Raw genomic sequence first — 23,498 nt, 5'->3', positions numbered from 1 at the left:
TGTGACTCTTAACTAGCTTTTATCGTGTTTATCTTAAGCACTGCATCTTCTAAGATTTTTTGTGCATCTTTAAGTTCTTTTGTACCTTTTTCATAAGCTTTTACGCTTTCTTCTAGGGTAATCTCAGGATTCATAAGAGTCTCTAGAGTCTCTTTAGCACTTTGTAGTTTTGTCTCAAAATCTTTACTCATCTAAGGCTTCCTTTATATAGTCTTCAAACTTATCTAACTCTACAAGAAATGCATCATGACCATAATCACTATCAATATCTATGTAGTCATAGTTACTATTTCCAACAGACTCTAGCGTGTCTGCAATGTGCTTCATCTCTGTATTTTTAAACAAGATATCATTCTTAAAGCTAATAAGATGAATCTTTGCTGTTACCTTTTCTAATGCTTCTTCAAGTGAGTCAAAACCACGAGAGAGATCAAAAATATTGATAGCTTTTGTTATGTAGAGGTATGAGAGTGGGTCAAACCATTTAGTAAAATTGTAGCCATTATACTCTAGGTATGATTCAACCTGAAACTTACCAAATAGCTCATAAAGCCCATCTGTTCTTTTATACTCACGGTTAAATTTTCTAACCATAGACTCATGAGATAAGAAGCTAATATGTCCAGCCATACGGCCAACTGCCATACCTGAGAGACCCTTCTCTTTTATAAGAGTAGCATCATAATAGCCCTGTTTGAAGTCTGGATCTTTGAGTATCGCTTCTTGAGCTACTTTGTTAAATGCTATAGCCCAAGGTTGCGTTGCATGAGTTGAAGCTAGAGAGATGATTTTATTTGTAAAGTTTGGAAAATGAACCCCAAACTGCAGAGCTTGCATCCCACCCATTGAGCCACCTATGATGGCGTGAACTTTATGGATATTTAGCCTATCAAAGAGGATGCGTTGAGCTTTTACCATATCTTTTATGGTGACAACTGGAAATTTATAGCGATAATGCTCAAGATGCGGATGTTGCATGCTCATAGGACCAGTTGAACCAAAACAACTACCTATAACATTTGAGCAGATTACAAAGTACTTATCAGTATCAATCCCTTTGCCAGGGCCGATGAGTCCATCCCACCAACCGGGTTTATTTTCACCCTCATAAAGCCCAGCACAATGATGCGAGCCTGTTAGTGCATGACAAACTACTATAACATTACTTTTGTCATCATTTAACTCGCCGTAGGTCTCATAAGCAATGTCGTAAGGCTCTATTATACGACCGCTCTCTAAATAGAGGGGATTTGTAAAGTGTTGCGTGTGTGTTTTGAGGTTTAAGGACAAGTTTGTATCTCTTTATAAAATAGTTGTACAATTTTAGCGAAAAGGACTTAAGCCAAATTTTAGTGAGGCTAAAGTTTAAGACATTAGAAGCTTTTAAGCTTCTAATGCCTGTTTTATATCTGCTATGAGGTCATTTATCGACTCTAATCCACAAGAGATTCTGATAAGCCCTTGTGAAACTCCACACGCTTTTAGCTCATCATCTTTAAGCTGTTGATGCGTTGTAGATGCGGGGTGCGTTATGATGGACTTTGAGTCACCTATATTTACTACTAAAGAGTAGATTTTCGTTGCATCTACAACTTTAGCTGCCTCTTCATATGAAGATACTTCAAAACTAAGAAGCCCACTACTAGCTCCACCATCAAAGTATTTTTGAGCATTTTTATAGTTTGCATTGCTCTTTAGTCCAGGGTAGTTTACTTTTGTGACCTTTGGATGAGACTCTAAAAATAGAGCTAGAGCGAGTGCATTTTTAGAGTGTTCTTGCATACGAAGAGATAGATGCTCTAGTCCTTGGATAAAAAGCCATGAGTTAAATGGAGCTGGAACCGCCCCTAAATCGCGAAGAAGTGAGAGTCTCGCCCTAAGGCTATATGGCGGAAGTGGTACCTCTGTATAGACTAAACCGTGGTAAGACTCATCGGGCTCATTAAAGTGAGTATATCTAGGATTGTTTTTTAATTTTTCCACAAGATTATGTCTCTCAACCATGATGCCACCTAGTGCTAAGCCTTGACCTGTGGTATATTTTGATGTACTGTGAACAATGACATCTGCACCAAACTCAAATGGGCGACATAGTATAGGCGTTGCTACAGTGTTATCAACTACACTTAAGATGCCATACTTGTTGGCAATAGTCGTTATTGCTTCTATGTCCGCTACGTCTATACTAGGATTTGTAAGAGATTCAAAAAAGATTATTTTTGTCCTTTCATCCACTAGAGCTTCTATAGCTTCAGGCTTATGTACATCAAAAAATCTAGTCTCAATGCCAAGTCTTTTTAGTGTGTATGTAGTCTGAGTCAGAGTTCCGCCATAGAGTTGGCTCGCACAGATTATGTTGTCTCCAGCCTCAGAAGCATTGACAATTGCATAAAATATAGCACTCATTCCACTAGCAGTAGCAATAGATGCAGCTCCGCCCTCAACTTCTGCAAACCTTTTTTCAAAAACATCTGTAGTAGGGTTATTAAGTCTTGTGTAGATGTTTCCAAGCTCTTTTAGTGAAAAGAGGTTTGCAGCGTGCTGTGTATCGTTAAACTCATAAGCGGTTGTTTGGTAAATTGGAACTGCCATAGTTCTTTGAGAGTCTTTTTCATAACCAACATGAATAGCTTTTGTTTGTAAGTCCATAATATCTCCGATATGCATATTTTAAATTGGGTAATTTTAGCAAAGATAACTTAAGATATATAAAAAAAATTTATACTTATCTATAGTCTAAAGATTTTCTTTGTCATAAATAACAACAGTTCCAGCTAAGAGGTCATGAAGTCCTCTTTTATCACTTCTAAAAGCAACCATAAAAAAACCAATAAGCAAGACAAGAGTAGATGCAATGTAGCCTAAAGAGCGAGTAAGTGCTTGTTTGTTGTCTATCTCTCCAAGGGTTTTTGTATCAACTATTTTGATATTTACAAACTTTTTGCCAGGAGTAGCACCACGCCACCTTTTCCAAAAAAGCATAGTAATAAGCAAAACACTAACTTCAAAAAGTAATTCCCACTTGAGTGAGGTTTGGGGTTGAGAAGCAAGCGCCTTTTCAGCATTTCCACTCATGGCATAAGCTATGTTTTGTTGGTATTGTGAAAAGTCAAACCAGTTGCCATCACTTAAAAAGTAGATTATTATGCCAACTGGTAGAGCTAAAAAAAGAGTATCTAAAAAAGAAGCAAAAAAGCGTATCCAAAAACCAGCATATCTTACTTCATTCATATATAACTCCTTGCTTTGATTTTAAAGCCCCACATCCGAAGCTCATCGTGGAGAATGCCATGGGTTAGCATTCCTAAAAGCATCGGTTCCTTATCTTTTTCGATTAAACGTGGTAGTTCGGAGCTTCTTGAGTGATGATAACATCGTGAACATGAGACTCTTTTAGTCCAGCACTTGTAATCTCTACAAACTCAGCTTTATCCCAAAACATCTCAATATTTTTACTTCCACAATAGCCCATAGATGAACGAAGTCCGCCCATCATTTGATGAACTATTCCAGCTATTGGACCTCTAAAAGGAACTCGTCCCTCAATTCCCTCAGGAACTAGCTTATCAGATGCGGTTCCCTCTTGAAAATATCTGTCAGTTGAGCCTTTTTGCATAGCACCAATACTTCCCATACCTCTGTATGACTTGTACTGTCGTCCTTGAAACATGATAGTCTCACCAGGTGATTCTTCAGTTCCAGCTAAAAGTGAGCCAGCCATAATACAAGAGGCTCCAACTGCTAAAGCTTTAGAAATATCACCAGAGTATTTTATGCCACCATCTGCTATGATTGGCACGCCGTGCTTGCGTGCTACTTCTGCACACTCATCTATTGCAGAGATTTGAGGAATACCAACGCCCGCAACTATGCGAGTAGTACAGATAGATCCTGGTCCAATACCGACTTTAACACCATCAGCCCCAGCTTTTATAAGAGCTTCAACTGCTTCGCCAGTAGCTACATTTCCAGCAATAACATCAACTTCTAAGATCTCTTTTATCTTTTTAACAGTATCAAGGATTCCTTTTGAATGACCGTGTGCCGAGTCTAAGACTAAGACATCACAACCAGCATTTACAAGTGCTTTAGCACGCTCGTACTGTCCAACACCAATAGCTCCACCAACTACAAGTCTTCCAAAAGCATCTTTGTTTGAGTTTGGATATTCGATACGTTTTTTTATATCTTTGATAGTAACTAAGCCTTTTAAAAGTCCTTGTTCATCTATGATAGGGAGTTTTTCTATCTTGTTTTTGTTCATGATATCAGCCGCATCATCTAAAGAGATACCCCTGCCAGCCGTAATAAGTGGCATTTTTGTCATAGATTCTGTGACTAACTTTTTAAGGTCTTTTTCAAATCTCATATCACGATTTGTAAGGATTCCGAGTAGTTTGTTATGTGTATCAACTACAGGCACACCTGAAATTTTATACTCTTTCATAAGCTTTTCTGCATCTTTAAGAGTTGCATCAGGATGCACATAGATGGGGTCTATAATAATGCCACTCTCGCTTTTTTTAACTTTAGTTATTTGTTTTGCTTGAGTCTTTACATCCATGTTTTTATGGATGATACCAATTCCACCAAGTCTAGCCATAGCAATAGCTGCTCTATATTCGGTCACTGTATCCATAGCTGCTGAGACTAAAGGGATTTTAAGAGTTATATTTCGTGTTAATTTTGTCTCTAAAGAGACTTCTTTTGGTAAAATTTCAGAGTATTGAGGTACTAAAAGTACATCTTCAAATGTTAAGGCGCGTTTACGAATTCTCATGCTAATCCTTTTGTTATGCAGTATTTTTTTGGTGTAAATAAGTTTGTCGATTATATCTTTTTTGTTGTTAAAAAAAAGTAAAGAGCTCTCTGTTTAAATCCAATATCTCGGATAATGTCTTTTTGGATTTCTTGAAAAGTTGTTTACCACTAAGGCGATAAAGAGTAATAAAAAGGCACCAAGAGCTATTGGAGATAAAACATATAAATAGCCCAAATCATGAATGGCTCTACCTCCAATAACAGCAATGAGTGCAGTTCCTCCACCAGGAGGATGGAGTGTGCAAGTAAAGTGCATCATGACTATAGATAAAGAAACGGCTAGTGCACCTAGTATAGAGATATCAAGATTGATAAATTTGTAAACACTCACACCTATAATAGCAGATATAAGATGTCCACCAATCAGGTTTCTAGGCTGTGCAAAATCTGATTGCGGAGCACCATACACAAGTACAGCAGAAGCACCAAAAGATCCAACAATAAATAGGCTATTTATGATCCCTAAATCCATCATCTCTGGGATAAAAGAGACAAAAAAGATTCCAAAAAAAGCACCAATCCATGACCAAATAATTTTTTTGAATGGCTCTCTAGGAGGAGATTTCTCAAACCCCTTCATTTTACTAAAATATTGTTTAACTATTATCAAAATATATGCCTTCTTGAAGAGAAAATAAGCTACTGATTTAAATTTTGGAAATATATCTTTTTTGTGATTAAAGAAGCATAAAGGATTTTAATCCTTTATGCTTCAAGAGTTATAGTTTATATATTTTTCTAAAGAGAGTGAGCCATCAAAAAGAGTTTGCTCATCGTAAGCTTTAGCTATAAGTTGAAGTCCTATTGGCAGTCCATCATCGGATTTTAATACTGGCAGTGAAAGAGCAGGCAGACCCGCTAAGTTTACACTAATAGTATATAAATCACTAAGATACATATCCATAGGATTTGAGAGTTCTCCAAATTTTGGAGCGATAGATGGAGCTATAGGTGAGAGTATCAAGTCTACACTTTTGAAAATCTCATCATATTGATCTTTTATCATATGTCTTGTTTTTTGAGCTTTTACATAGTAAGCTTCGTAATATCCACTAGAGAGTACAAAGTTTCCAAGCAGGGTTCTTCTCTTTACTTCATCTCCAAAACCTTGACTTCTTGTTTTGATAAAAGTATCTTCAAGATTTTTACCCTCAACTCTGTTGCCATATCTGATGCCATCATATCTTGCAAGGTTTGTAGCAGCCTCAGCAGTTGCAGTTATATAGTAAGCAGAGATATCAAACTTTGCATCCATTAGCTCACGTTCAACTATTGTATGTCCAGCCGCTTTAAGTGCTTCTATAGCTTTTTCATAAGCTTTTTTTACTATCTCACTAGCACCATCTATATGTTTTGGAAGTATTGCAATAGTTAGTTTTTTGTTTGCATCTAGCTTGTCTGAAACTTTATCATCCATCTCCATACTTGTAGAGTCTTTCTTATCATGACCACTGATGATGTCATACAAAATCGCTGCATCTTCAACATTTTGTGTCATTGGGCCAATTTGGTCAAGACTAGATGCATAAGCACCTAAACCATAACGACTAACTCTTCCATAAGTTGGTTTCATCCCTACGATGCCACAATAGCTAGCCGGTTGGCGAATACTTCCACCAGTATCACTTCCTAGTGCTGCAATAGCTAAACCAGCACCAACAGCAGCTGCACTTCCACCAGAACTCCCACCAGGAACTCTTTGTGAACTATGAGGATTTTGAGTTTTACCATAAAAACTCGACTCAGTAGTTGAACCCATAGCAAACTCATCCATATTTGTTCGCCCATAAGGACTTAGTCCTGCCTCCATCATCTTCTCAATCACAGTTGCATTATATGGTGCGATGTAGCCTTGAAGTATGCTTGAAGCAGAGGTAACAGACCAATCTTTTACTTGGATATTGTCTTTTATAGCGATAGGCACACCATCACCTACATTGTTTACATCTATATAAGCATTAAGCTCGGGCTTTGCATCTATCTTTGCTTTTAGTTCTTGCTTAAATTTGCTTAGTTCTTCTTTACTCAACTTTAGGGCTTCTTTTAATGTAATCACTAGTTTTCCTATCTTTATAAATTATTTGGTGCATTATAGCAAAATGTGTTTATTTTTTCTTTAGAAGTGCTCATAAGAAATTCAAAGCTCGGATATATTATAATCAAGATAATGAGATGTTGGGAGCAAAGAGATTATGACTATAAAAGCAAATTTAATCGACATTAGAAATAAAACCATAAAACCCTCCATAGTTGAAGTTACAGATGCTCGTATCACTTCTATAAAAGAGACTAAAGAGGAGTGCTATAGCTACATACTTCCTGGATTCATTGACTCGCATATTCATATAGAGAGTTCTATGTTAGTTCCTAGTGAGTTTGCCCGGCTAGCCACTCTTCATGGAAGTGTTGCTACTGTGAGTGATCCCCATGAGATAGCGAATGTTCTTGGACTCGATGGTGTAGACTTTATGCTGGAAAATGCTTCTAAAACAAACTTCAAGTTCTACTTTGGAGCCTCTCCTTGCGTTCCTGCTACTCCTTTTGAGACAAGTGGAGATATTTTAGACCTAGAAGCTGTTACAAAACTTCTCAAAAATCCAAAAATCAAGTTTTTAAGTGAAGTGATGAACTTCCCTGGAGTCTTGGCTAATGATGCTGATATGATGGGAAAAATAGCTGCTGCAAAAAATGAGGGTAAACCCATAGATGGACATGCTCCAGGTCTTAGAGGAGAGGATCTCTCTATCTATATAGATGCTGGAATATCTACTGATCATGAAGCCTTTACCTATGAAGAGGCTTTAGAAAAGCTCCAAAAAGGAATGAAGATTCTCATCAGAGAGGGCTCAGCCGCAAAAAACTTTGATGCACTTCACAGCCTTATAGATGAACATCATGAAAATATGATGTTTTGTAGTGACGATAAGCATCCAGACGATTTACTCAAAGGTCATATAAATGAGATGGTAGTGCGTGCTATCTCTCTAGGTCACGACTTATTTGATGTTTTAGAGATGGCTTGCATCAACCCTATAGAGCACTACAACTTAGATGTGGGGACTTTAAGAGTAGGAGATAGTGCTGATTTTATTTTAGTATCTGATTTAAAAGAGTTCAGAGTTTTACAAACAGTAATAGATGGAAAAACTGTCGCACAAGAGGGTAAGACACTCCTTAAATCAGTTAAAGTAAACAGTGTAAACAAGTTTGAAGCACTTACTAAAGAGGCAAAAGATTTTTATTTGCCAGAATGTGAGAACATGGAGGTTATTCAAGTAGTTGATCATGAACTCATCACTTATGAGAAAATTTTACACAAGATAGATAAAGATGTTTTAAAAATCGCTGTGATTAACAGATATGAAAATAGTGCCATTAAAGGAATAGCCCATGTAAAAGGCTTTGGTTTAAGTGTAGGGGCTATTGCATCTAGTGTTGCACATGATTCTCACAATATCATCGTTGTTGGCTGTAGCGATAAAGCAATGGCAGAAGCTGCTAACCTTGTCCTAAATGCTAAAGGTGGAATAAGTGCAGTAGGCAAAGGTGAATCTCATCTTTTAAGACTAGGTGTTGGTGGCATCATGAGTAGTGAAGATGCATTTGAAGTAGCATCCGAGTATGAGGCTATTGATGCCTTTGTAAAAAACACTTTAAACTCTACTCTCAGTGCTCCTTTTATGACACTCTCTTTTATGGCACTACTTGTTATCCCAGAGATAAAACTCAGTGATAAGGGTCTCTTTGATGGACGAAGTTTTCACTTTATAGCGCCTTGTAAAAGCTAATATGAATCTATTTAAACTCAAAGAAAACAAAACAGATATAAGAACAGAAATTACAGCCGGATTTACGACTTTTATAGCAATGCTCTATATCATTCCCGTAAATGCCTACATACTTAGTGCGAGTGGTATGCCCTATGATGCACTGATAACTGCAACCATAGTTATGAGTGTTTTTGTATCTATTCTCAATGGCTTATGGGCTAATACTCCTATAGCTATGAGTGTAGGAATGGGCTTAAATGCATATTTTAGTTTTGGTCTTGTAAATGGTATGGGTATACCTTGGCAGACTGCTTTGGGGATAGTTTTTATATCTGGAGTTTTGTATGTTCTCATTAGTATTACTCCTGCTAGAAGATGGCTTATAGAGACTATTCCTGTAGATATAAAAAGAGCTGTTAGTGCAGGTATTGGAGCTTTTATAGCTTTTATCGCGTTAGAGCAGACAAAAATAATTGTTGCAAATGACTCAACTTTAGTAACACTAGGAGACTTTAAAGATAGTGGCGTTTTACTCGCTTTATTTGGCTTAGTTTTAGCTATTTATTTTAGCGTTAAAAAGTATAAAGGTGCTTTTATTCTCTCTATCTTAGTTGCTACACTTTTTGCATGGGGAGTGGGAATATCGCCTATGCCAAAGGAGTTAATATCTTTACCTGCGTCAATGGCTCCAATCGCTTTTGAGCTAGACATACTATCAGCTTTAAGTCTTAGTTTTTTACCTCTAATCTTGATATTTTTACTTACAGATCTCTTTGATACACTTGGAACATTAACAGGGGTAGGTATGAGAGCAAAACTTTTTGAAAATGAAGAAGGCTCTAGGGCCCTGCAAAAAACCATAGAAGCTGATGCAGTTGGAACAATGCTAAGTGGAGTAGCTGGTGTTACTAGTACCACTTCATTTATTGAGAGTGCTGCGGGAGTTGAAGAGGGTGGAAGAACTGGACTTAGCGCTGTTACAACAGGTTTTTTGTTTTTACTACCGCTCTTTTTCCTTCCACTCTTTAAAGCCATACCGCCCAATGCAATCTATCCTATTTTAATTGTCATTGGGATTATGATGTTTAGTGAACTACAAAACATAGACTATACAAATGATGCAAGTAAATACGCAACATTTTTCATTGTTTTAGGTATGCCCATGACATATTCCATAACAAATGGTTTACTCCTTGGAGCACTAGTTTATATGCTTGTCAACATCATACAAGGAAAAACAAAAGAGATATCACCAGCGATGATAATTTTAGCATTAGCAGGTATTTTAATCTTTTTCTTTTTGTAAAAATCAGTTACGAGAGAGTATATTATAAAAGTTGATATGCTACCCCTGTGGTGTAATTGTATTGTATAATTTTAGCTATTAATGCACGAAAAGGCAAAATTTGAATAAAAAAGTAGTTGTTATTGGCGGAGGTTACGGAGGGCTTAGGGCTGTTGAGTTTTTATCTAAAGATGCCGGTATAGATATTGTTCTAATTGATAAAAATCCATATCATTATCTCCAAACCGAAGCTTATGGGTATATTGCAGGAAAATTTGATATGCATGACTTGGTGATTGACTTAAAAGAGTGGTGCGACGGCTTTAAAGAGAGGGCCCAGTTTATTCAAGACAAAGTAGTAAGTGTTGATTTTGACAAAGAGTTAGTAAAGAGTGCTACTTCTCTAATAGATTATGATTATCTAATTATAGCAACTGGTGCTAGAACAAACTTTTTCTCATTTATAGAAGGATTGAAAGAGCATAGCTACGGAGTGAAAAATTTACATAGAGCTTTTAATTTCAGAGTTGAGTTTGAAAATCTAATATATAAAAAACTGCAAAATACAAAAGAGAGCCAAGATATAAACTTAGTCATAGGCGGTGCAGGATTAAGTGGTGTAGAAGTTGCAGCTGAGATGGCATATGTTATAGAGGCATATAAAAAAACTATCGGAGATAGAGTAAAAAGTATAAAAATCTATCTTATTGATGCGAGTAAAACTATTTTACCTGGGATGAGCGAGTTTATTATAAAAAACACCGAAAAAAGGTTAGAGTCTTTAGATGTAAATATCTTAACAGAGACTTTTATAGACAGGATGGATGAGAACTATATCTACTTTAAAGATTCTCAAAAATTAAAGTACCATTTTATGATTTTTACAGGCGGCATAAAAGCATCTCATTTAAACGATTCAATAGATGTGCAGAAGAATAGTATTTCTCAGTTTATACCAAATGCAGAGTTAAACATAGACAATCATAAGAATGTTTTTGCAATAGGCGATTGCGTTGAGATTAAAGATGCAAAGGGAGAGATTCTTCCTCCCACGGCGCAGAGTGCAGAGAGAAGTGCTGAGTACGTGGCAGAAACAATAATGAGCAAAATAAACAAAAAGAGAGTCAAACCATTTGATGCAAGCATGCTGGGAATTTTTATAGCCTTAGGTGGAAAATACTCAGTAGGTGAGTTATTTGGTTTTATAAAAGTGAGTGGATATACGGCATATCTTCTAAAAAAGGCTATAGCGAAGCTCTATTATCTTGGGCTTCGCCTTCGTATAAATGCGGGATATATGTCACGAGCGGAGTTAAAATAGGCAGCAAGAAAGCTGCTTAAAAAGTAGTTTTTACAACCCAAAGCTTAAATAAACAAATTAATTTTGTTAAAGTCTTTTTTCAAATTTTTGAAAGGAGACAAATGCTTAAAAAAGGTGAAGTAAAAATGATTCATAAAATGCTCAAAGATGGATTGAGTAAAGTTGCAATTGCTCGTAAACTAGGTATCAATAGAAATACAGTTACTAAATATGCCAAGTTACCTGAAGGCTATGTTCCTGTAATAAAAAGAGAGCCTGTATCAACAACTGTAGATCCATACCTCCCCAATATTGCCATGATGCTAGAAGAAGCATATAAACTTGGTATAGAGATTCCAAATACATCAGTATATCAAGAAATTCAAAAGCTAGGTTATAGAGGTTCATTGCGCTGGATGAATGAAGTTGTGCGAAGCCATGAACTACGTCAAAAAGTTAAAGATGAAGAACCGTTAGTCAGGTTTGAGACTAAAAAAGGTCAGCAGATGCAAGTGGACTGGGTTGAGTTTCCTAAAGATGGTTTATCTGCATTTGTAGCTACAATGGGATATTCTCGTGCATCTTATGCCGAATATGTAAGTGATGAGAAAGTTGATACTCTTATTAAATGTCATATGAATGCATTTAGTTACTTCGGTGGTGTACCAGCAGAAGGACTTTATGACAATATGAAAACTGTCATCATAAAACGAAATGCTTATGGCTATGGCAAACATAAATTTAACGAACAGCTTCGTGACTTTGCCCAGAAACACTGTGGGATGCAACTAAAAGTTTGTAAGCCTTATCGTGCTCAAACGAAAGGTAAAGTAGAACGGTTCAATCACTATCTTATATCTTAGATATAGTTTTCACAATATGTTTAAAACAAGGCTCTCAATGATGGGTTATAAAATGACTTTACAAAACGCTAATGCGGAAGTTATGGATTGGCTAGACTTTACAGCTAACGCGAGAATACATCAAACAACACTTTACAGGCCATTTGACATGTTGGCAGAAGAGCAATTGCAGTTGCTACCTCTACCGAAGCCTTATCACGGAATCCACCCAATAAAAGCTACAGCTAAAAGTGTAACACAAGATAAGCAAACATCCAATAGAATAAGTATACATATACCCACAAGAGATTTACAAAGTTATGATGCTTTCATCCCTGCTATGACTTATATACTTGTACCAGTGTATGCAGTTGGAGGTGCATTATGGCACTAAATGAGAAGATAGAAAGTTTATGTAAAGAGTTACAACTGCCTATTCTAAATAAACAGCATTATGAATTAAGTAATCTATCATGACACCTTCCTTGCTTGTGATAGATGAAATAGGTTATTTCCCTATGAGTAAAGAAGACGCTCATCACTTTTTTCAAGTTATATCAAGAAGATATGAAAGAGGTGCTACTATCGTTACCTCTAACTTAGTGTTCAGTCAGTGGAGTGGAATATTTGCTAATGATAAAGTTGTTACTACAGCTATACTTGACAGACTTTTACATCACTCTCATGTCATAAATATACTTGGTGATTCCTATCGCTTAAAAGAGAAAAAAGAAGAAGGTGTAGTAGATTCAGATTTATATAAGTTTCAGACTAAAAAATCAGTAAAAGGAGTGAAATAAAGCCTCGTCGCTTAAGGTTACAATTCGTAAAAAATTTTACGAAAAAATGCCTAATTTAACTACGCTCTTGACAACTAAGGAAGTAGCAGAAGAAGAACTACTCAAACTTGATGACAAATGGGGTAAAAAATACCCACTTGTCATCAACTCTTGGAATAATAAGTGGGAGAATCTATCTGTATTTTTCAAGTATCCAGCAGAGATTAGAAAGACAATTTACACTACAAATATTATAGAATCAGTACACCGCCAGTTTAGAAAACTAACTAAAACTAAAGGTGCGTTTCCAAATGAAAATTCACTCTTGAAATTACTATATTTAGGGATACAAAATGCAAGTAAAAAATGGAGTATGCCAGTGAGAAATTGGTCACTGACTATTTCTCAACTTGCTATCTTTTTCGAAGGGAGGCTGGATAAATATTTAGAGGTGTAGCTTTATGTTACTAAATGTAGCTGACACGAAATTTTAAACGGTCTCTCATTTTGGTGGGCTTTTAAAAACAAGTGAATTTTTGACAATCTACCTATAAATCTATCAATTCTAAACTTTTAGTAATACTCTCATCCAAAAATTTACACAAGTCATCTTTATTGTTTATAGCTTTTAGATAATCATCTCTATGCTCATTTTCTATAAGTGGAGGTACTATATTATTTTGAATAGCTTGAAATGCCATTATTAATCTACCAACTCTTCCATTTCCATCAGCAAATGGATGAATTCTTTCAAATAGTATATGAAACTCTGATATATCTAGTAAATCCATTTTATTACTATGAAATCTATAGAGTAAATTTTCAATATCGTTTGAAATCATATGTGGCAAAGACAGTTTTATATCTACACCTTTTATATATCGTTCATCTAGTCTATATGCTCCAATCGGTTTAGATACATATTGGGGTGCCACTTTTAGAGCATCTTCAAACATAATGGCATGAATATCTTTGATAAAACTACTGTCTATAATATTTTCTTTATTTGATGCTTCACGAACTATTACATCATAAGCTTTTGCAAAGCCTAATATTACAAGCTGTTCACCCAGTGGTTTATGCCCTGCTGTGTGTCCAAGTTCAAGTAATTCTTTAGTTTCTCCAAATGAAAGTGTTGTGCCTTCCATTGCATTTGAGTGATGTGTGATAGAAATACGAAGTTGTCTAAAAAGTTCTTCTCTTTGTTTTAGCGTTAGCTTATTTAGTTTTTGCATTTTTTATTACCACCTTGTTTTTCTATCCCATATTTCTAATAATTCTTTTTGATTATCACTTAAATCTTTTTGTTTTAAATCACTTATGTACTTTTCAACATCTTCTAAGCTAATTAACTTATTTAAACTATCTTTTGCAATAAGCCATCTGTTACCGTCAGATGACATTTGCCAATATTTAAATTTGTTTAAAATTGTAAAAAAATTATCATTTGTTTTAAAAATATAATTATTTAATTCATTTGATATTTTATCCAAAGTTAAATCAAACTTATCATATCTTGAAAAGATATAAGTTTCAATTTTATCATCATTCAAAAAATCATCTAAAGATAATTTTTCTAATCTACTTTTCAAATGTTTAAATATCTGCTCTTTTGTTTCATCTTTAATATTTAATTTTTCATGTGATTGTTCAGATATTTCTTTTATTATTCTTTCATATATATCAACTTTTATAATTAGGGGAACAACTTGTTCTCCTATGAATGTAAAGAATTTTAATAAAAAAGCATCGATGTTATCAATTTTTCTCAATATTTCGTAAGATAGCCAAATATATCTAATGGATGGAGATATATATGTCCACCCCATATTCTTATCAAATTTTCCCTCTTCTAGTTGATAAGATATTTTTACAGCATTATAAAATCCATTGTTTAATTTATTTTGATTATTTAAGCTATCTAAACTAGTTTGTTCAAACATCTCTAAAAATAAGGAACTTTTTCTATTTTTATCAAGATTTAGTATTTCTTGTTTAAATTTATCAAAGTCACTATCTAAAAAGTATTTTTCTATCTCTTTAAACTCTCTATGTGTTAATTTATCATCGGACATTGAAAAAGAAAAATAATTCTCAAAATAATATGGATCAGCTAAATATTTGTTTTTATGGTCTTTATTTATTGGTTTTTGTTCATAACCTAGTTCATCTGTTCCTATGATTGGAAATAATAAATTAAGTATCTCTTTATATTCTTGATTATCTTTAATAATTTTTTTTAATGATTCTATCACTTGATTCTTATGTTCATCCAAAATCATCGTTTCCGTATCAATAAAAAATTTCTCAGGAGTATTTTGAATACTTTCATATAGTGAATTATTCTTTACTCTAAGTAATGAAATAAGAAAAAAATCTGATAGATTTACATCTTCTGTAACTATTGGATACTCAAAAGAGATGATATTTATAATGTTATTTATATCTCGTATGGTTAAAATATATTTTGTAAACACCTTATTTACTATATAATACCACTTGTCTTTATCAAAAAATATTTGATTACCATCATCTTCAAGTTTTCTAATAATCAAGTCTAGTTTTTCAAATAATAAATTATGTAAAGTTAATTTATGCGGTTTTGGTACAGATAAAGAGTACTGTACTATTTTTTCAAGATACTTCTCTCCATCTTCTTGCTTAAATGTTTGAAGTGATTTAGATACAATAGTTTTATCATACAATAGAATATAAATCAAATTGTCAAAATCAGCTATACCTTTTGTGAGTCTAAAAATAAATTCTGTCTCATTGTCTGTCAATCTATCTATGTCATCAATAACTATAACTATCTTTTTATCTAAATTTTTTAAATATTTATTAATTTTCAATTTGATTTTTTCTAAACTATCTTCACTACTTGATAGTAAAACATCTTTTGGCTTATAGCCTATATTTATAAAAGGCACCTTTATTGTCATGCTTTCAGGTAACAAAATATTTGCTAAATTTTTTAAATCTTTTTTGATATCTTCATTTAATTTTACTTTAAACGAGCCATATGATAATATTTTTATAAGTTCATCAAAAAAAAGTTTAATAACTTGACTAATATCTGTTAATAACCAAGGATTAAAATGTAATACTTCAACATTACCTTTTATTTCATTTTCTATTAGGTTTATTAATGATGTTTTACCACTTCCCCACCTTCCTTCAATCGAAAATATTAAAGTCTCATTTTGATTATAATTTAATATACTTGTAGCAACTTTTTTTGCAAATGGTTTAAAGTTTAATTTATCACTGTCATAATGATTAATTGGAATGTCTAAATGTTGCATAGCTACCATCTGTGTATAAATAATATTATTTTTTTCAATCTTCTTTCCTTAGGTACAACCCGCGCCCCCGTTATCCGGTCACGCAGTGAGCGGATAACGGTTGTCGTGAGCAATAATTTTCCCGCTAGGGTAAATTATTGGTCTCCTCGTACTTGTTATATCTTTCTTTCTTTCCAATAGTTTGGTTTTCTGTGAAGTTGCATAACAGCTAAAATAATAATTTCATTATCTCTTTGATAGTAGATTATTCCAAAAGGAAATCTGTTTGTTAAGCATCTTCTTATTTCTTCATCTAGTTTCTGCCAAGCAGTAGGATATTCTAAAATTCTTTGGATTGTTTTTTGAACTTCATATGCAAATTCTGCACCAAGTCCATCTTTACATTCTTGATAGTAGTCAACTGAAGCATTTAATTCGACTTCAGCATCTGGGTGGAAAGAGTAAGTCATTTATGAGTGGAGTCTTTGAGAGATTTTTTTGAAAACTTCGTCTCCATCAACTAATGTAATGGAATTTGACTCAACCTCTTGTTTTCTTTTGTTAACTTCTTTTATCCATAGTTTATCTATTTCACTGTTTAAAGGTGTGATACTAGCTAATATCTTATCAACAATTTCAGTTTTCAAATCTATTGGTAAAATATCTATCTCATTAAAAAGCTCATCTTGTTTTAAAGCTGTCATGATTAACTCCAATATTCGAATATACATCATTTTAGCAAAATGATGTATATTTTTTCTTTAATTATTTTTTAGGAGAGCAATTTCCTCTACCGCCACCAGATGGGTTACCTGTTGTACTAGGACCATTTGGTGGAGTGCATCCGCCTTTTCCCATGTAAGACTCCTTTTTTTGAATTTGCAACTATATAAAATAGTTACATCATCTAGCATCATGATAATGATACAGGATATAACGACTGTCTTGAGAAATATGAAGCCGCTCTTTGGCTTCATATTTCTCTCCAAGTACTTGTTATATGTTAGTACGAACACTTATATGCTTTACCAATAGCTGTAGTATTGGTTGTCCCAAGAGAACCCCAAGCATTTGTATTTGCCATATTTTGTATATAAACAATATTCGCTCCAAGTTTGTATGCTTCATTGCGAAGTTCATTTCTCGCACCAGTAACTAAATTTTTATTTGATGTATAATCACCAGTAAACCAATTTCCTTGAGAACCAATTATCTCACCCAAAAATTTACATTTACTTTTATTAACAGGTTCGTTAACAATTTCAACACTATTTGCTTCTAACATAACTTTTTTTGCTGAACATCCAGACAAAATAATTGCCAAAACTAAAATTATCACTTTATACATTTTTTTCCTTTGTTCATATAACGACTTTCTTGAGAAATACGAAGCCGCGCTTTGGCTTCGTATTTCTCTCCAAGTACTTGTTAGATACCTTTATTCTGGGGCACCTAATAAATAACCAGCAGTTAAGCCTTTACTTTTCATATATTTTTTGATTTCACTTTTATTATCAGATAAAATTCTATCAATTTCTGAATCTTGTGGTAAAGACCATATTGCCCATTCTACCAATCTTCTTACAACTTGTCTTATTTTCTCGAAGCTTTCATCAGATATTTCCCCATAAAATAGTTTTTCTTTATCATCAGCATCTATAACATCAAGTTTGGCTGCAATTGCATCTTTTAAAATTTCTGACCATGACATAATAGACTTACTTCGTATTAGTCTTGCTAATTTATTCTGATTTGTATCACTTGAATTTTTATTAGCATCCCAATCATGAAGTGCTTCATCATGAAAAATATTAAAAAGTTTTATCAAGTTATTTATTTCTTTTTCTCTTATATAGTGCTTTGAAGCCATATCTTCATCAAGTGGGTGTCTGTATAAAAAATTACTAAACAGTGATTTGCTTAACATGTCTACTGTCAGTGGGTATTCATTAGAACTTCGATTACTTTTTGAAACAAGATGGACTATATTATTTACTTCTGGATCTAATACCATATTATATAAAAAGCTGTAAAATCTTTTGTTTGCTTCGGCAACAGTTAGTTCATCTGATATTTTTAAATGATTTATAAATCCGAGTTCACTTTTTTTCTCTTCATCTTCTTTATTTTTATAGTCTTCAAATTGCTTTCCAAATTGAGAACCAAGTTTGGAAACCATAATCGATGAGTAAAATCTTGTTTGTGCAAACTTATCATGTGCGGCAATATTTGTATTATTAAGTATTTGTGGGTCTGGATTAATATATATTTTTAGTTCAAATTCTTTTCTTCCACCCCATAGCATAGAAGCAATTTTATGTTGCCCATCAAAAACTAAAATTTTATTTTTATATAGTCTAGCAATTGATGGTTGAAGAACAGGATGTTTTTGAAAGTGACGATACAAATTAAATACTTTATCCAAAATTAAATATCTTGGTTGTAGTCCAATTTCCCCATCTTCATCATCGTCACTATTGATAGCTTCTACGGGTATTAATGCATAAAAATATTTCCATTGTGTCGTTGGACATGTAAAAAGATGATAAGTGGTTTTTTTATTTGCAATTTCAATTTCAATAGTATTTTCTGTACTTTTTGAATATACAGATAATCCAAAGCCATTAATGTCTTTATTATCCTGAAAATATTGTAATTCATCTTTGAGAGTCAAAGCTTGACCTTGTTGAAAAAAAGTTTCAAGTTTTAGCTTTATTCTAAAGTCTTCAAGTGGTAATCTACCTTTTTTTAAATTATGCTCTTTACACATTGGTGCTATATTGTCAATTTCAGATACACCATTATCTGCAAATGCTTTAATATGATCAAAATGTATATCTTTTTCATCTAATATTTCATGTCCTGTTGCATAGCAAATATGACCATACTTTTCTAATACAATATTCTTCTCATCTTCTGATATTTGTCTCTTTAATGTTATCGCCATAAAAATCTCCTTGTCTATCTAACGACTTTCTTGAGAAATAGTTTTGCCCGCTAGGGTAAACTATTTCTCTCCTAGATTTTGTTGTACTTATTAACTAGATAAAGTTTAAGTTACAATTTTAAAGTTTTTTCACTTTTAATATGTTGTTTAAATTCTTCTGTGTTGTTGAATTGCAATTCAATGTTAAAAGCCTTACCAATAACTGCTAAGCCACTATTTATATCTTCACCATTTTGAATAGCCAAACTTACAGTTTTGAATCCATCTTTTATTTCTAATTCTTTTTTGTCAAAATAATTATCATAAATTGACATTGCATATTCACGGTACTCTTTTTCTTGACTAATTAAATCTTTACAATAATTTTTTATTGCTTCTCTTTGCTGATTTGATATTTCTGTATCATGAATTGATTTTTGTAATTCTGAATATACTGCACTACTCATAATTGATGCTGTCATACCACCAATGACACCACCAACAATTGTTCCAACACCTGGTATTATTGCAGTTCCTACAACTGCTCCTAAATTTGCACCCGTTAAAGATGTTGCTAATGTAGTTCCTTCTTGGCCAATATTTTTAGCAAATTCATTTGCATCAATTTTTCCAGATAATAAGTTTTTTGTTTGCTTTGCTAATATTACTCCTGATTGTAGTATTACAGTAGGTGTACTACCTTTTGCTAAGTTTTGTGCAATTTGATTACTTGAAGATTTTAAAACTCCACCAATAGTTGAACTTGTTGCTCCACTTGCATAAGCAAGTGCTGTTGCTTTACTTGTATCAACTGCCATATCTTGTAATGCTTCTTTAGCACTTTTATTACCTTTAAAATAAGCATAAAGATTTTTAGCTGAATTTATTCCACCACTAATAGTGCCGCCAATTTTTGCAGACTCTATACCTGCTTTATGAGATATTTTACCGATATCTTTAGCAATACTTATATTATGGTTTCTTCTCGCCTCCATAGCTTCTTCTGTAGTGACTTTTGCATCTCTTAATCTACTTTTAGCATTTTCTATTTCATCAATTCTTTTCTGTAAATCATTTGCCTTAACACTGTCTCCACTTTCGATTCTATTTTGTTTTTGTTTTTTAAGTTTTGAAATTTGATTATTCCAATCAGTTTTAATATCTTTGATTTGATCACTTGGTACATCTAAGATGGCATCTTTATAGTGGTTAAATTCTTTTCCATAAAGCTTTCTATAGCTGTCAAGATTTTTAAAAACTTTTTGTTGTGAACCTCCCATATATTTTCCATTAGTATCTAAAATTGGATTTCCATATTTATCAACTTCTACATGGTCAAATTGTGGGTGATTAACACTTCCTACGTCATCAGTCCTACTTATTCTTGTGTTCTTCCCATCAATAATATTATTTGCATTTGTTCTTGCTGTTGTTTTTATTTCAGCAGAAAATCCAGCTTGTTGATGATAATTATTATCAACATATTCTGGATTAATACTACTATCAGCAATTTTACTTAAATCCGTATGTGATTTAAAGTGTTCAGCATTGGCAAATCCAAACCTTTCTAATTCAGCACTAATAGCTACATTTACTTCATTGGTAAAATCTTTTTCTTTTTTCCTTTTTTTAAATCCAAATAAATCCATAAAATTATCCTTGATGATTTATTTGAAGTTTTAGTTCTTCAATTTCTTGATTATTACATTCTAAAACTTCTAAACTATTACTAATAAAAGCACCTTCTTCATCCATGAGTGGCATTTTTATAATCTCACTTAACATGGAGGCTATATTTGCAGAAGTTGCAAATATTTCAGCTTCCTTTTTTGATAATATATCAATATTAAATACTTTATTTTTTATTGGGTCAATAAATTTTGATATAGCAGATCTTTGCTCCAATCTATAAGCTATTTTATCCATTTCAATATTATAAACTTTCATTAAAGCTTCTAGTCCTTGTATACTTTCACTCATTAAGTAGCAACCTCTTCTTATTTGCGATAACTCAGCTATCAATGTTATTACTTTTTCTACAAGTACATCAATTTCATCAGAATAATTATTAGCTTCATTTAATACTTGCTTTCCTTTATTTGTTCCGATAAACATTCCAAACACTACGACAGGTGCTAGTGCTATTCCTCCAAGGACTACCATTCCCCCAGTCATACCTGCACCACCTGCACCTATTGCTCCACCACCAAGCCATGCCAAAGTAGCATTAGTTGCAGCTACTCCAGATAATGTTCCTATTGCCGTACCAGTTGAGGCTGTTCCTATAATTGCTGCAGTTCCCATGGCACCAAATGCTGCTGTTGTACCTATTAATGCACCACCTACAACAGCTGTAGAAATTTCTTTTATATTTGTTGTTATAATTTGCATTTCTTTAAAATCTGCTTGAAAAATATCATAATCCAAAGCTTCATTTTGTTTTAATGGTTTTAAATCAACTTTTCCTATAACTTCATATGATTTAACAAAACTACTAATTGTTTCTGAATATGTAGTTTCTTTTAAAATCCCTAAATTTTTAATATCATTTTGTGTATTTTCTTTTGCATCATCTAGCTCTTCTTTGATATCATCTTTTCTTTTGTTGGCATTTTTTGTAATTTTTTTTGCATCACTTCTATCAACTGCACCAAATGTTACAAAATTAGCTGTTCTTTTTAAAAACCCCATAATCAGCTCTCTATAAATGATATAAATTTATTTTGAATTTTATTGTATTGTTCTAGTAAGCTTTCTATGTTTTTGAGTTCTTTCATAGGGATATTAACTAAATTACAAATTTCATCTGTATATTTATCTTGTGCTTCATGATAATCTTTGTTTGAATGTCCTAGTGCTACCAATTCTAATAATAATATTTTTTTTGATTCTATTTCATTAAAATAATCTTTAATCTCTGATTTTTTAACTGTTAATTCATCATTAAAGCTTAATGACATTTCTGAACATAAACCTCTTAGATAGTCCTCTTCATGGTTATCCATAATTCCGTCATCTATGGTTAATATTTCTTTTGCTAGTCCTAAGAAAACCTTTCTTTGTTTATATGATAGTGATGCTAAAAACATTTTTTAATTCCTTTGATTTAATTTGATAAATAGTTTATATTACTTAAAAGTTAATTTTGTAAGTACAACGGTTGAGTTGAGAAATATTTGAGCCGCTAGGGTCAAATATTTCTCTCCAAAGTTTTGTTATAAACCTTACTGTTCTCTTATCGCTGAAATTGGATTAAATCCAAACTTTCCATCTTCTTTAATGATGGTCGGTGTTATTTTGACCACAGTTTCTTTATTGTTAAAACTATTTTTATATTTTATTGATATTATTGCAACATAAAAATCATCTGTTCTTTTTTTTATGTTCTCAATCTTTGCATCTGTTAATGTTTTATATTCAAAACTATTAAGTAGATATCCAGCAGGTGAATTTTCTCTGTCTCTCCAACTTTTCTGCGTATATTGAACCATTTCTTTAAAGTCTTTGTATTGCCAAGTAGTAATAAAACCAGCAATGATATATTTAGGCGTGTTTGGATCGAAATCTTTCATATTTATAAATGGTTTTGTCTGTTTAAGATTATCTTGTTTTGTTTGAAGTTCCTTTTTATCTTCTTCAATAAATTTTTTCTCTCTCCAAGTCTCTGTCATCTCATCATAAGCTAACTTGTATTTTTCTCCGATAGAAAATGCTTGTGTGATAGTTTGCATTTTTGAAGCTTGATAATATTGTATATTTTCTTTAAACTTTACAACTAATGTAGGCTTCTTGTTATCTACATAATCAAGAAAGTTATTGTATGCCATTTGTAAAAATAAATTTGAATTATGTAGTGTCTCTATATATTTTTCTACAATATCCTCTGTTTTGCTATCTTCAAAGTTATCTGGATAGGATTTGTATGTTAGCTTCATTATCTTTGGTTCATTTCTTTTTGCACTTGAAATAGCTGTATAGATATCACTATCTATATTTTTTTGAAAATACGAAAAATCTTTTTCAACTTGAAATAGATCATGATAAGACATATTTAGTAATTTTAAAACTTCCTGTTTGTCTTTTTCGTAATCTTCATCTACTGTAGGTTGCTTTTCTTTGGCTGTCATTGACACTTCTTCTTTTGTACCATTATTATTATTTTCAACTTTTGGGGCAAAAATACCTATTGCAACTAAACTTACCAATACTGAGGAAAGATATATTTTAAAAACATCTTTTCGTGAAGCTTCCTCTTTCCACCTAACAACTGCCTTTGGTTTGAACATACCAACTATAAGTCCAATAATTGAACCGAAAAATATAAATGCAAAAAAATTTGCCATAGTTTTGTCTCCTTGTGTTTATAACGGTTGACTCTAGCCAATAAATGACCGCTAGGGCATTTATTGGCTACGAGGTTTTGTTATACTGACTGTAGTTCTTTTCTAAGTAAAGCATTTATAAGTGTCTGATAAGGTACTTTTTTCTCAC

The 23,498-nt window shown here is 33.0% G+C and carries 22 protein-coding genes and 2 pseudogenes; 7 read left to right on the top strand and 17 right to left on the bottom strand.

What is annotated here, in order from left to right; translation table 11 throughout:
• Positions 1-8: 8 nt before the first annotated feature.
• The 7 genes from xseB to gatA all read right to left on the bottom strand — a co-directional run bounded on the left by xseB (position 9) and on the right by gatA (position 6,877).
• Positions 9-191, bottom strand: coding sequence for an exodeoxyribonuclease VII small subunit (gene xseB, locus M947_RS17145; RefSeq protein WP_021287312.1), 183 nt, complete (start codon positions 189-191; stop codon positions 9-11).
• Complete coding sequence (metX, locus tag M947_RS17140; RefSeq protein WP_021287311.1) at positions 184-1,290, bottom strand: homoserine O-acetyltransferase MetX; 1,107 nt, start codon at positions 1,288-1,290, stop codon at positions 184-186. Before metX ends, xseB begins: the two co-directional genes overlap by 8 nt.
• Positions 1,291-1,383: 93 nt before the next feature.
• Positions 1,384-2,649, bottom strand: coding sequence for an O-acetylhomoserine aminocarboxypropyltransferase/cysteine synthase family protein (locus M947_RS17135; protein WP_021287310.1), 1,266 nt, complete (start codon positions 2,647-2,649; stop codon positions 1,384-1,386).
• 87 nt (positions 2,650-2,736) lie between these two features.
• Entirely contained in the window at positions 2,737-3,231 is a 495-nt protein-coding gene (locus M947_RS17130) for an RDD family protein (protein ID WP_021287309.1), read from the bottom strand.
• Positions 3,232-3,334: 103 nt separating this feature from the next.
• On the bottom strand, positions 3,335-4,780 hold the full coding sequence (guaB, locus tag M947_RS17125) for an IMP dehydrogenase (RefSeq protein ID WP_021287308.1): 1,446 nt from the start codon (positions 4,778-4,780) through the stop codon (positions 3,335-3,337).
• A gap of 93 nt (positions 4,781-4,873) precedes the next feature.
• Positions 4,874-5,431 (bottom strand): HPP family protein, encoded by a 558-nt coding sequence (locus M947_RS17120; RefSeq protein WP_021287307.1) that lies wholly within the window; start codon positions 5,429-5,431, stop codon positions 4,874-4,876.
• 102 nt (positions 5,432-5,533) lie between these two features.
• The gene (gene gatA, locus M947_RS17115) at positions 5,534-6,877 is read right to left on the bottom strand and encodes an Asp-tRNA(Asn)/Glu-tRNA(Gln) amidotransferase subunit GatA (protein ID WP_021287306.1); all 1,344 of its coding nucleotides are present in this window, start codon (positions 6,875-6,877) and stop codon (positions 5,534-5,536) included.
• A 136-nt stretch (positions 6,878-7,013) separates the two neighbouring features.
• Here gatA and ade point away from each other — a divergent pair, with 136 nt between their 5' ends.
• From ade to M947_RS17085, 7 genes and pseudogenes are all read left to right on the top strand, one after another.
• Positions 7,014-8,609, top strand: a complete 1,596-nt coding sequence (gene ade / locus M947_RS17110; protein WP_021287305.1) for an adenine deaminase — start codon at positions 7,014-7,016, stop codon at positions 8,607-8,609.
• Between the two features lies 1 nt (position 8,610).
• Positions 8,611-9,897, top strand: a complete 1,287-nt coding sequence (locus M947_RS17105) for an NCS2 family permease (protein ID WP_021287304.1) — start codon at positions 8,611-8,613, stop codon at positions 9,895-9,897.
• Positions 9,898-9,997: 100 nt separating this feature from the next.
• Positions 9,998-11,197, top strand: a complete 1,200-nt coding sequence (locus tag M947_RS17100; protein ID WP_021287303.1) for an NAD(P)/FAD-dependent oxidoreductase — start codon at positions 9,998-10,000, stop codon at positions 11,195-11,197.
• Positions 11,198-11,298: 101 nt separating this feature from the next.
• Positions 11,299-12,039 (top strand): IS21 family transposase, encoded by a 741-nt coding sequence (istA, locus tag M947_RS17095; RefSeq protein ID WP_021287302.1) that lies wholly within the window; start codon positions 11,299-11,301, stop codon positions 12,037-12,039.
• A 37-nt stretch (positions 12,040-12,076) separates the two neighbouring features.
• Positions 12,077-12,412 (top strand): hypothetical protein, encoded by a 336-nt coding sequence (locus M947_RS23350; protein WP_021287301.1) that lies wholly within the window; start codon positions 12,077-12,079, stop codon positions 12,410-12,412.
• A gap of 76 nt (positions 12,413-12,488) precedes the next feature.
• A pseudogene (locus M947_RS17090) lies at positions 12,489-12,818 on the top strand (ATP-binding protein); the annotation flags it as partial.
• A 73-nt stretch (positions 12,819-12,891) separates the two neighbouring features.
• A pseudogene (locus tag M947_RS17085) lies at positions 12,892-13,254 on the top strand (transposase); the annotation flags it as partial.
• A gap of 91 nt (positions 13,255-13,345) precedes the next feature.
• On the opposite strand, the gene M947_RS17080 reads toward M947_RS17085, so the two are convergent.
• The 10 genes from M947_RS17080 to M947_RS17040 all read right to left on the bottom strand — a co-directional run bounded on the left by M947_RS17080 (position 13,346) and on the right by M947_RS17040 (position 23,350).
• Positions 13,346-14,032, bottom strand: a complete 687-nt coding sequence (locus M947_RS17080; protein ID WP_021287297.1) for a Fic family protein — start codon at positions 14,030-14,032, stop codon at positions 13,346-13,348.
• Between the two features lie 6 nt (positions 14,033-14,038).
• Positions 14,039-16,102: a KAP family P-loop NTPase fold protein gene (locus M947_RS17075; RefSeq protein WP_162139349.1), complete on the bottom strand. Its 2,064-nt coding sequence runs from the start codon at positions 16,100-16,102 to the stop codon at positions 14,039-14,041.
• A gap of 155 nt (positions 16,103-16,257) precedes the next feature.
• Complete coding sequence (locus tag M947_RS17070; protein ID WP_021287295.1) at positions 16,258-16,551, bottom strand: type II toxin-antitoxin system RelE/ParE family toxin; 294 nt, start codon at positions 16,549-16,551, stop codon at positions 16,258-16,260.
• A complete protein-coding gene (locus M947_RS17065) occupies positions 16,552-16,785 on the bottom strand; it encodes an addiction module protein (protein ID WP_021287294.1) in 234 nt (77 codons plus the stop codon).
• A gap of 299 nt (positions 16,786-17,084) precedes the next feature.
• On the bottom strand, positions 17,085-17,429 hold the full coding sequence (locus M947_RS17060) for a DUF4156 domain-containing protein (RefSeq protein ID WP_021287292.1): 345 nt from the start codon (positions 17,427-17,429) through the stop codon (positions 17,085-17,087).
• A gap of 90 nt (positions 17,430-17,519) precedes the next feature.
• The gene (locus tag M947_RS17055; RefSeq protein ID WP_021287291.1) at positions 17,520-19,028 is read right to left on the bottom strand and encodes an HNH endonuclease signature motif containing protein; all 1,509 of its coding nucleotides are present in this window, start codon (positions 19,026-19,028) and stop codon (positions 17,520-17,522) included.
• A 110-nt stretch (positions 19,029-19,138) separates the two neighbouring features.
• A complete protein-coding gene (locus tag M947_RS17050; RefSeq protein WP_021287290.1) occupies positions 19,139-20,656 on the bottom strand; it encodes a hypothetical protein in 1,518 nt (505 codons plus the stop codon).
• A gap of 4 nt (positions 20,657-20,660) precedes the next feature.
• Positions 20,661-21,698 carry a glycine zipper family protein gene (locus M947_RS23225; RefSeq protein ID WP_021287289.1) on the bottom strand — a complete coding sequence of 346 codons (1,038 nt, stop codon included), beginning with the start codon at positions 21,696-21,698 and terminating at the stop codon, positions 20,661-20,663.
• A 2-nt stretch (positions 21,699-21,700) separates the two neighbouring features.
• Positions 21,701-22,096: a hypothetical protein gene (locus M947_RS17045; RefSeq protein ID WP_021287288.1), complete on the bottom strand. Its 396-nt coding sequence runs from the start codon at positions 22,094-22,096 to the stop codon at positions 21,701-21,703.
• A gap of 135 nt (positions 22,097-22,231) precedes the next feature.
• Complete coding sequence (locus tag M947_RS17040; RefSeq protein ID WP_021287287.1) at positions 22,232-23,350, bottom strand: hypothetical protein; 1,119 nt, start codon at positions 23,348-23,350, stop codon at positions 22,232-22,234.
• Positions 23,351-23,498: the final 148 nt, after the last annotated feature.

The organism is Sulfurimonas hongkongensis, from assembly GCF_000445475.1.
Taxonomy (GTDB): Bacteria; Campylobacterota; Campylobacteria; order Campylobacterales; family Sulfurimonadaceae; genus Sulfurimonas; species Sulfurimonas hongkongensis.
The sequence above is the reverse complement of the archived record's forward strand: the minus strand, read 5'-3'. Positions and strand labels throughout refer to the sequence as shown.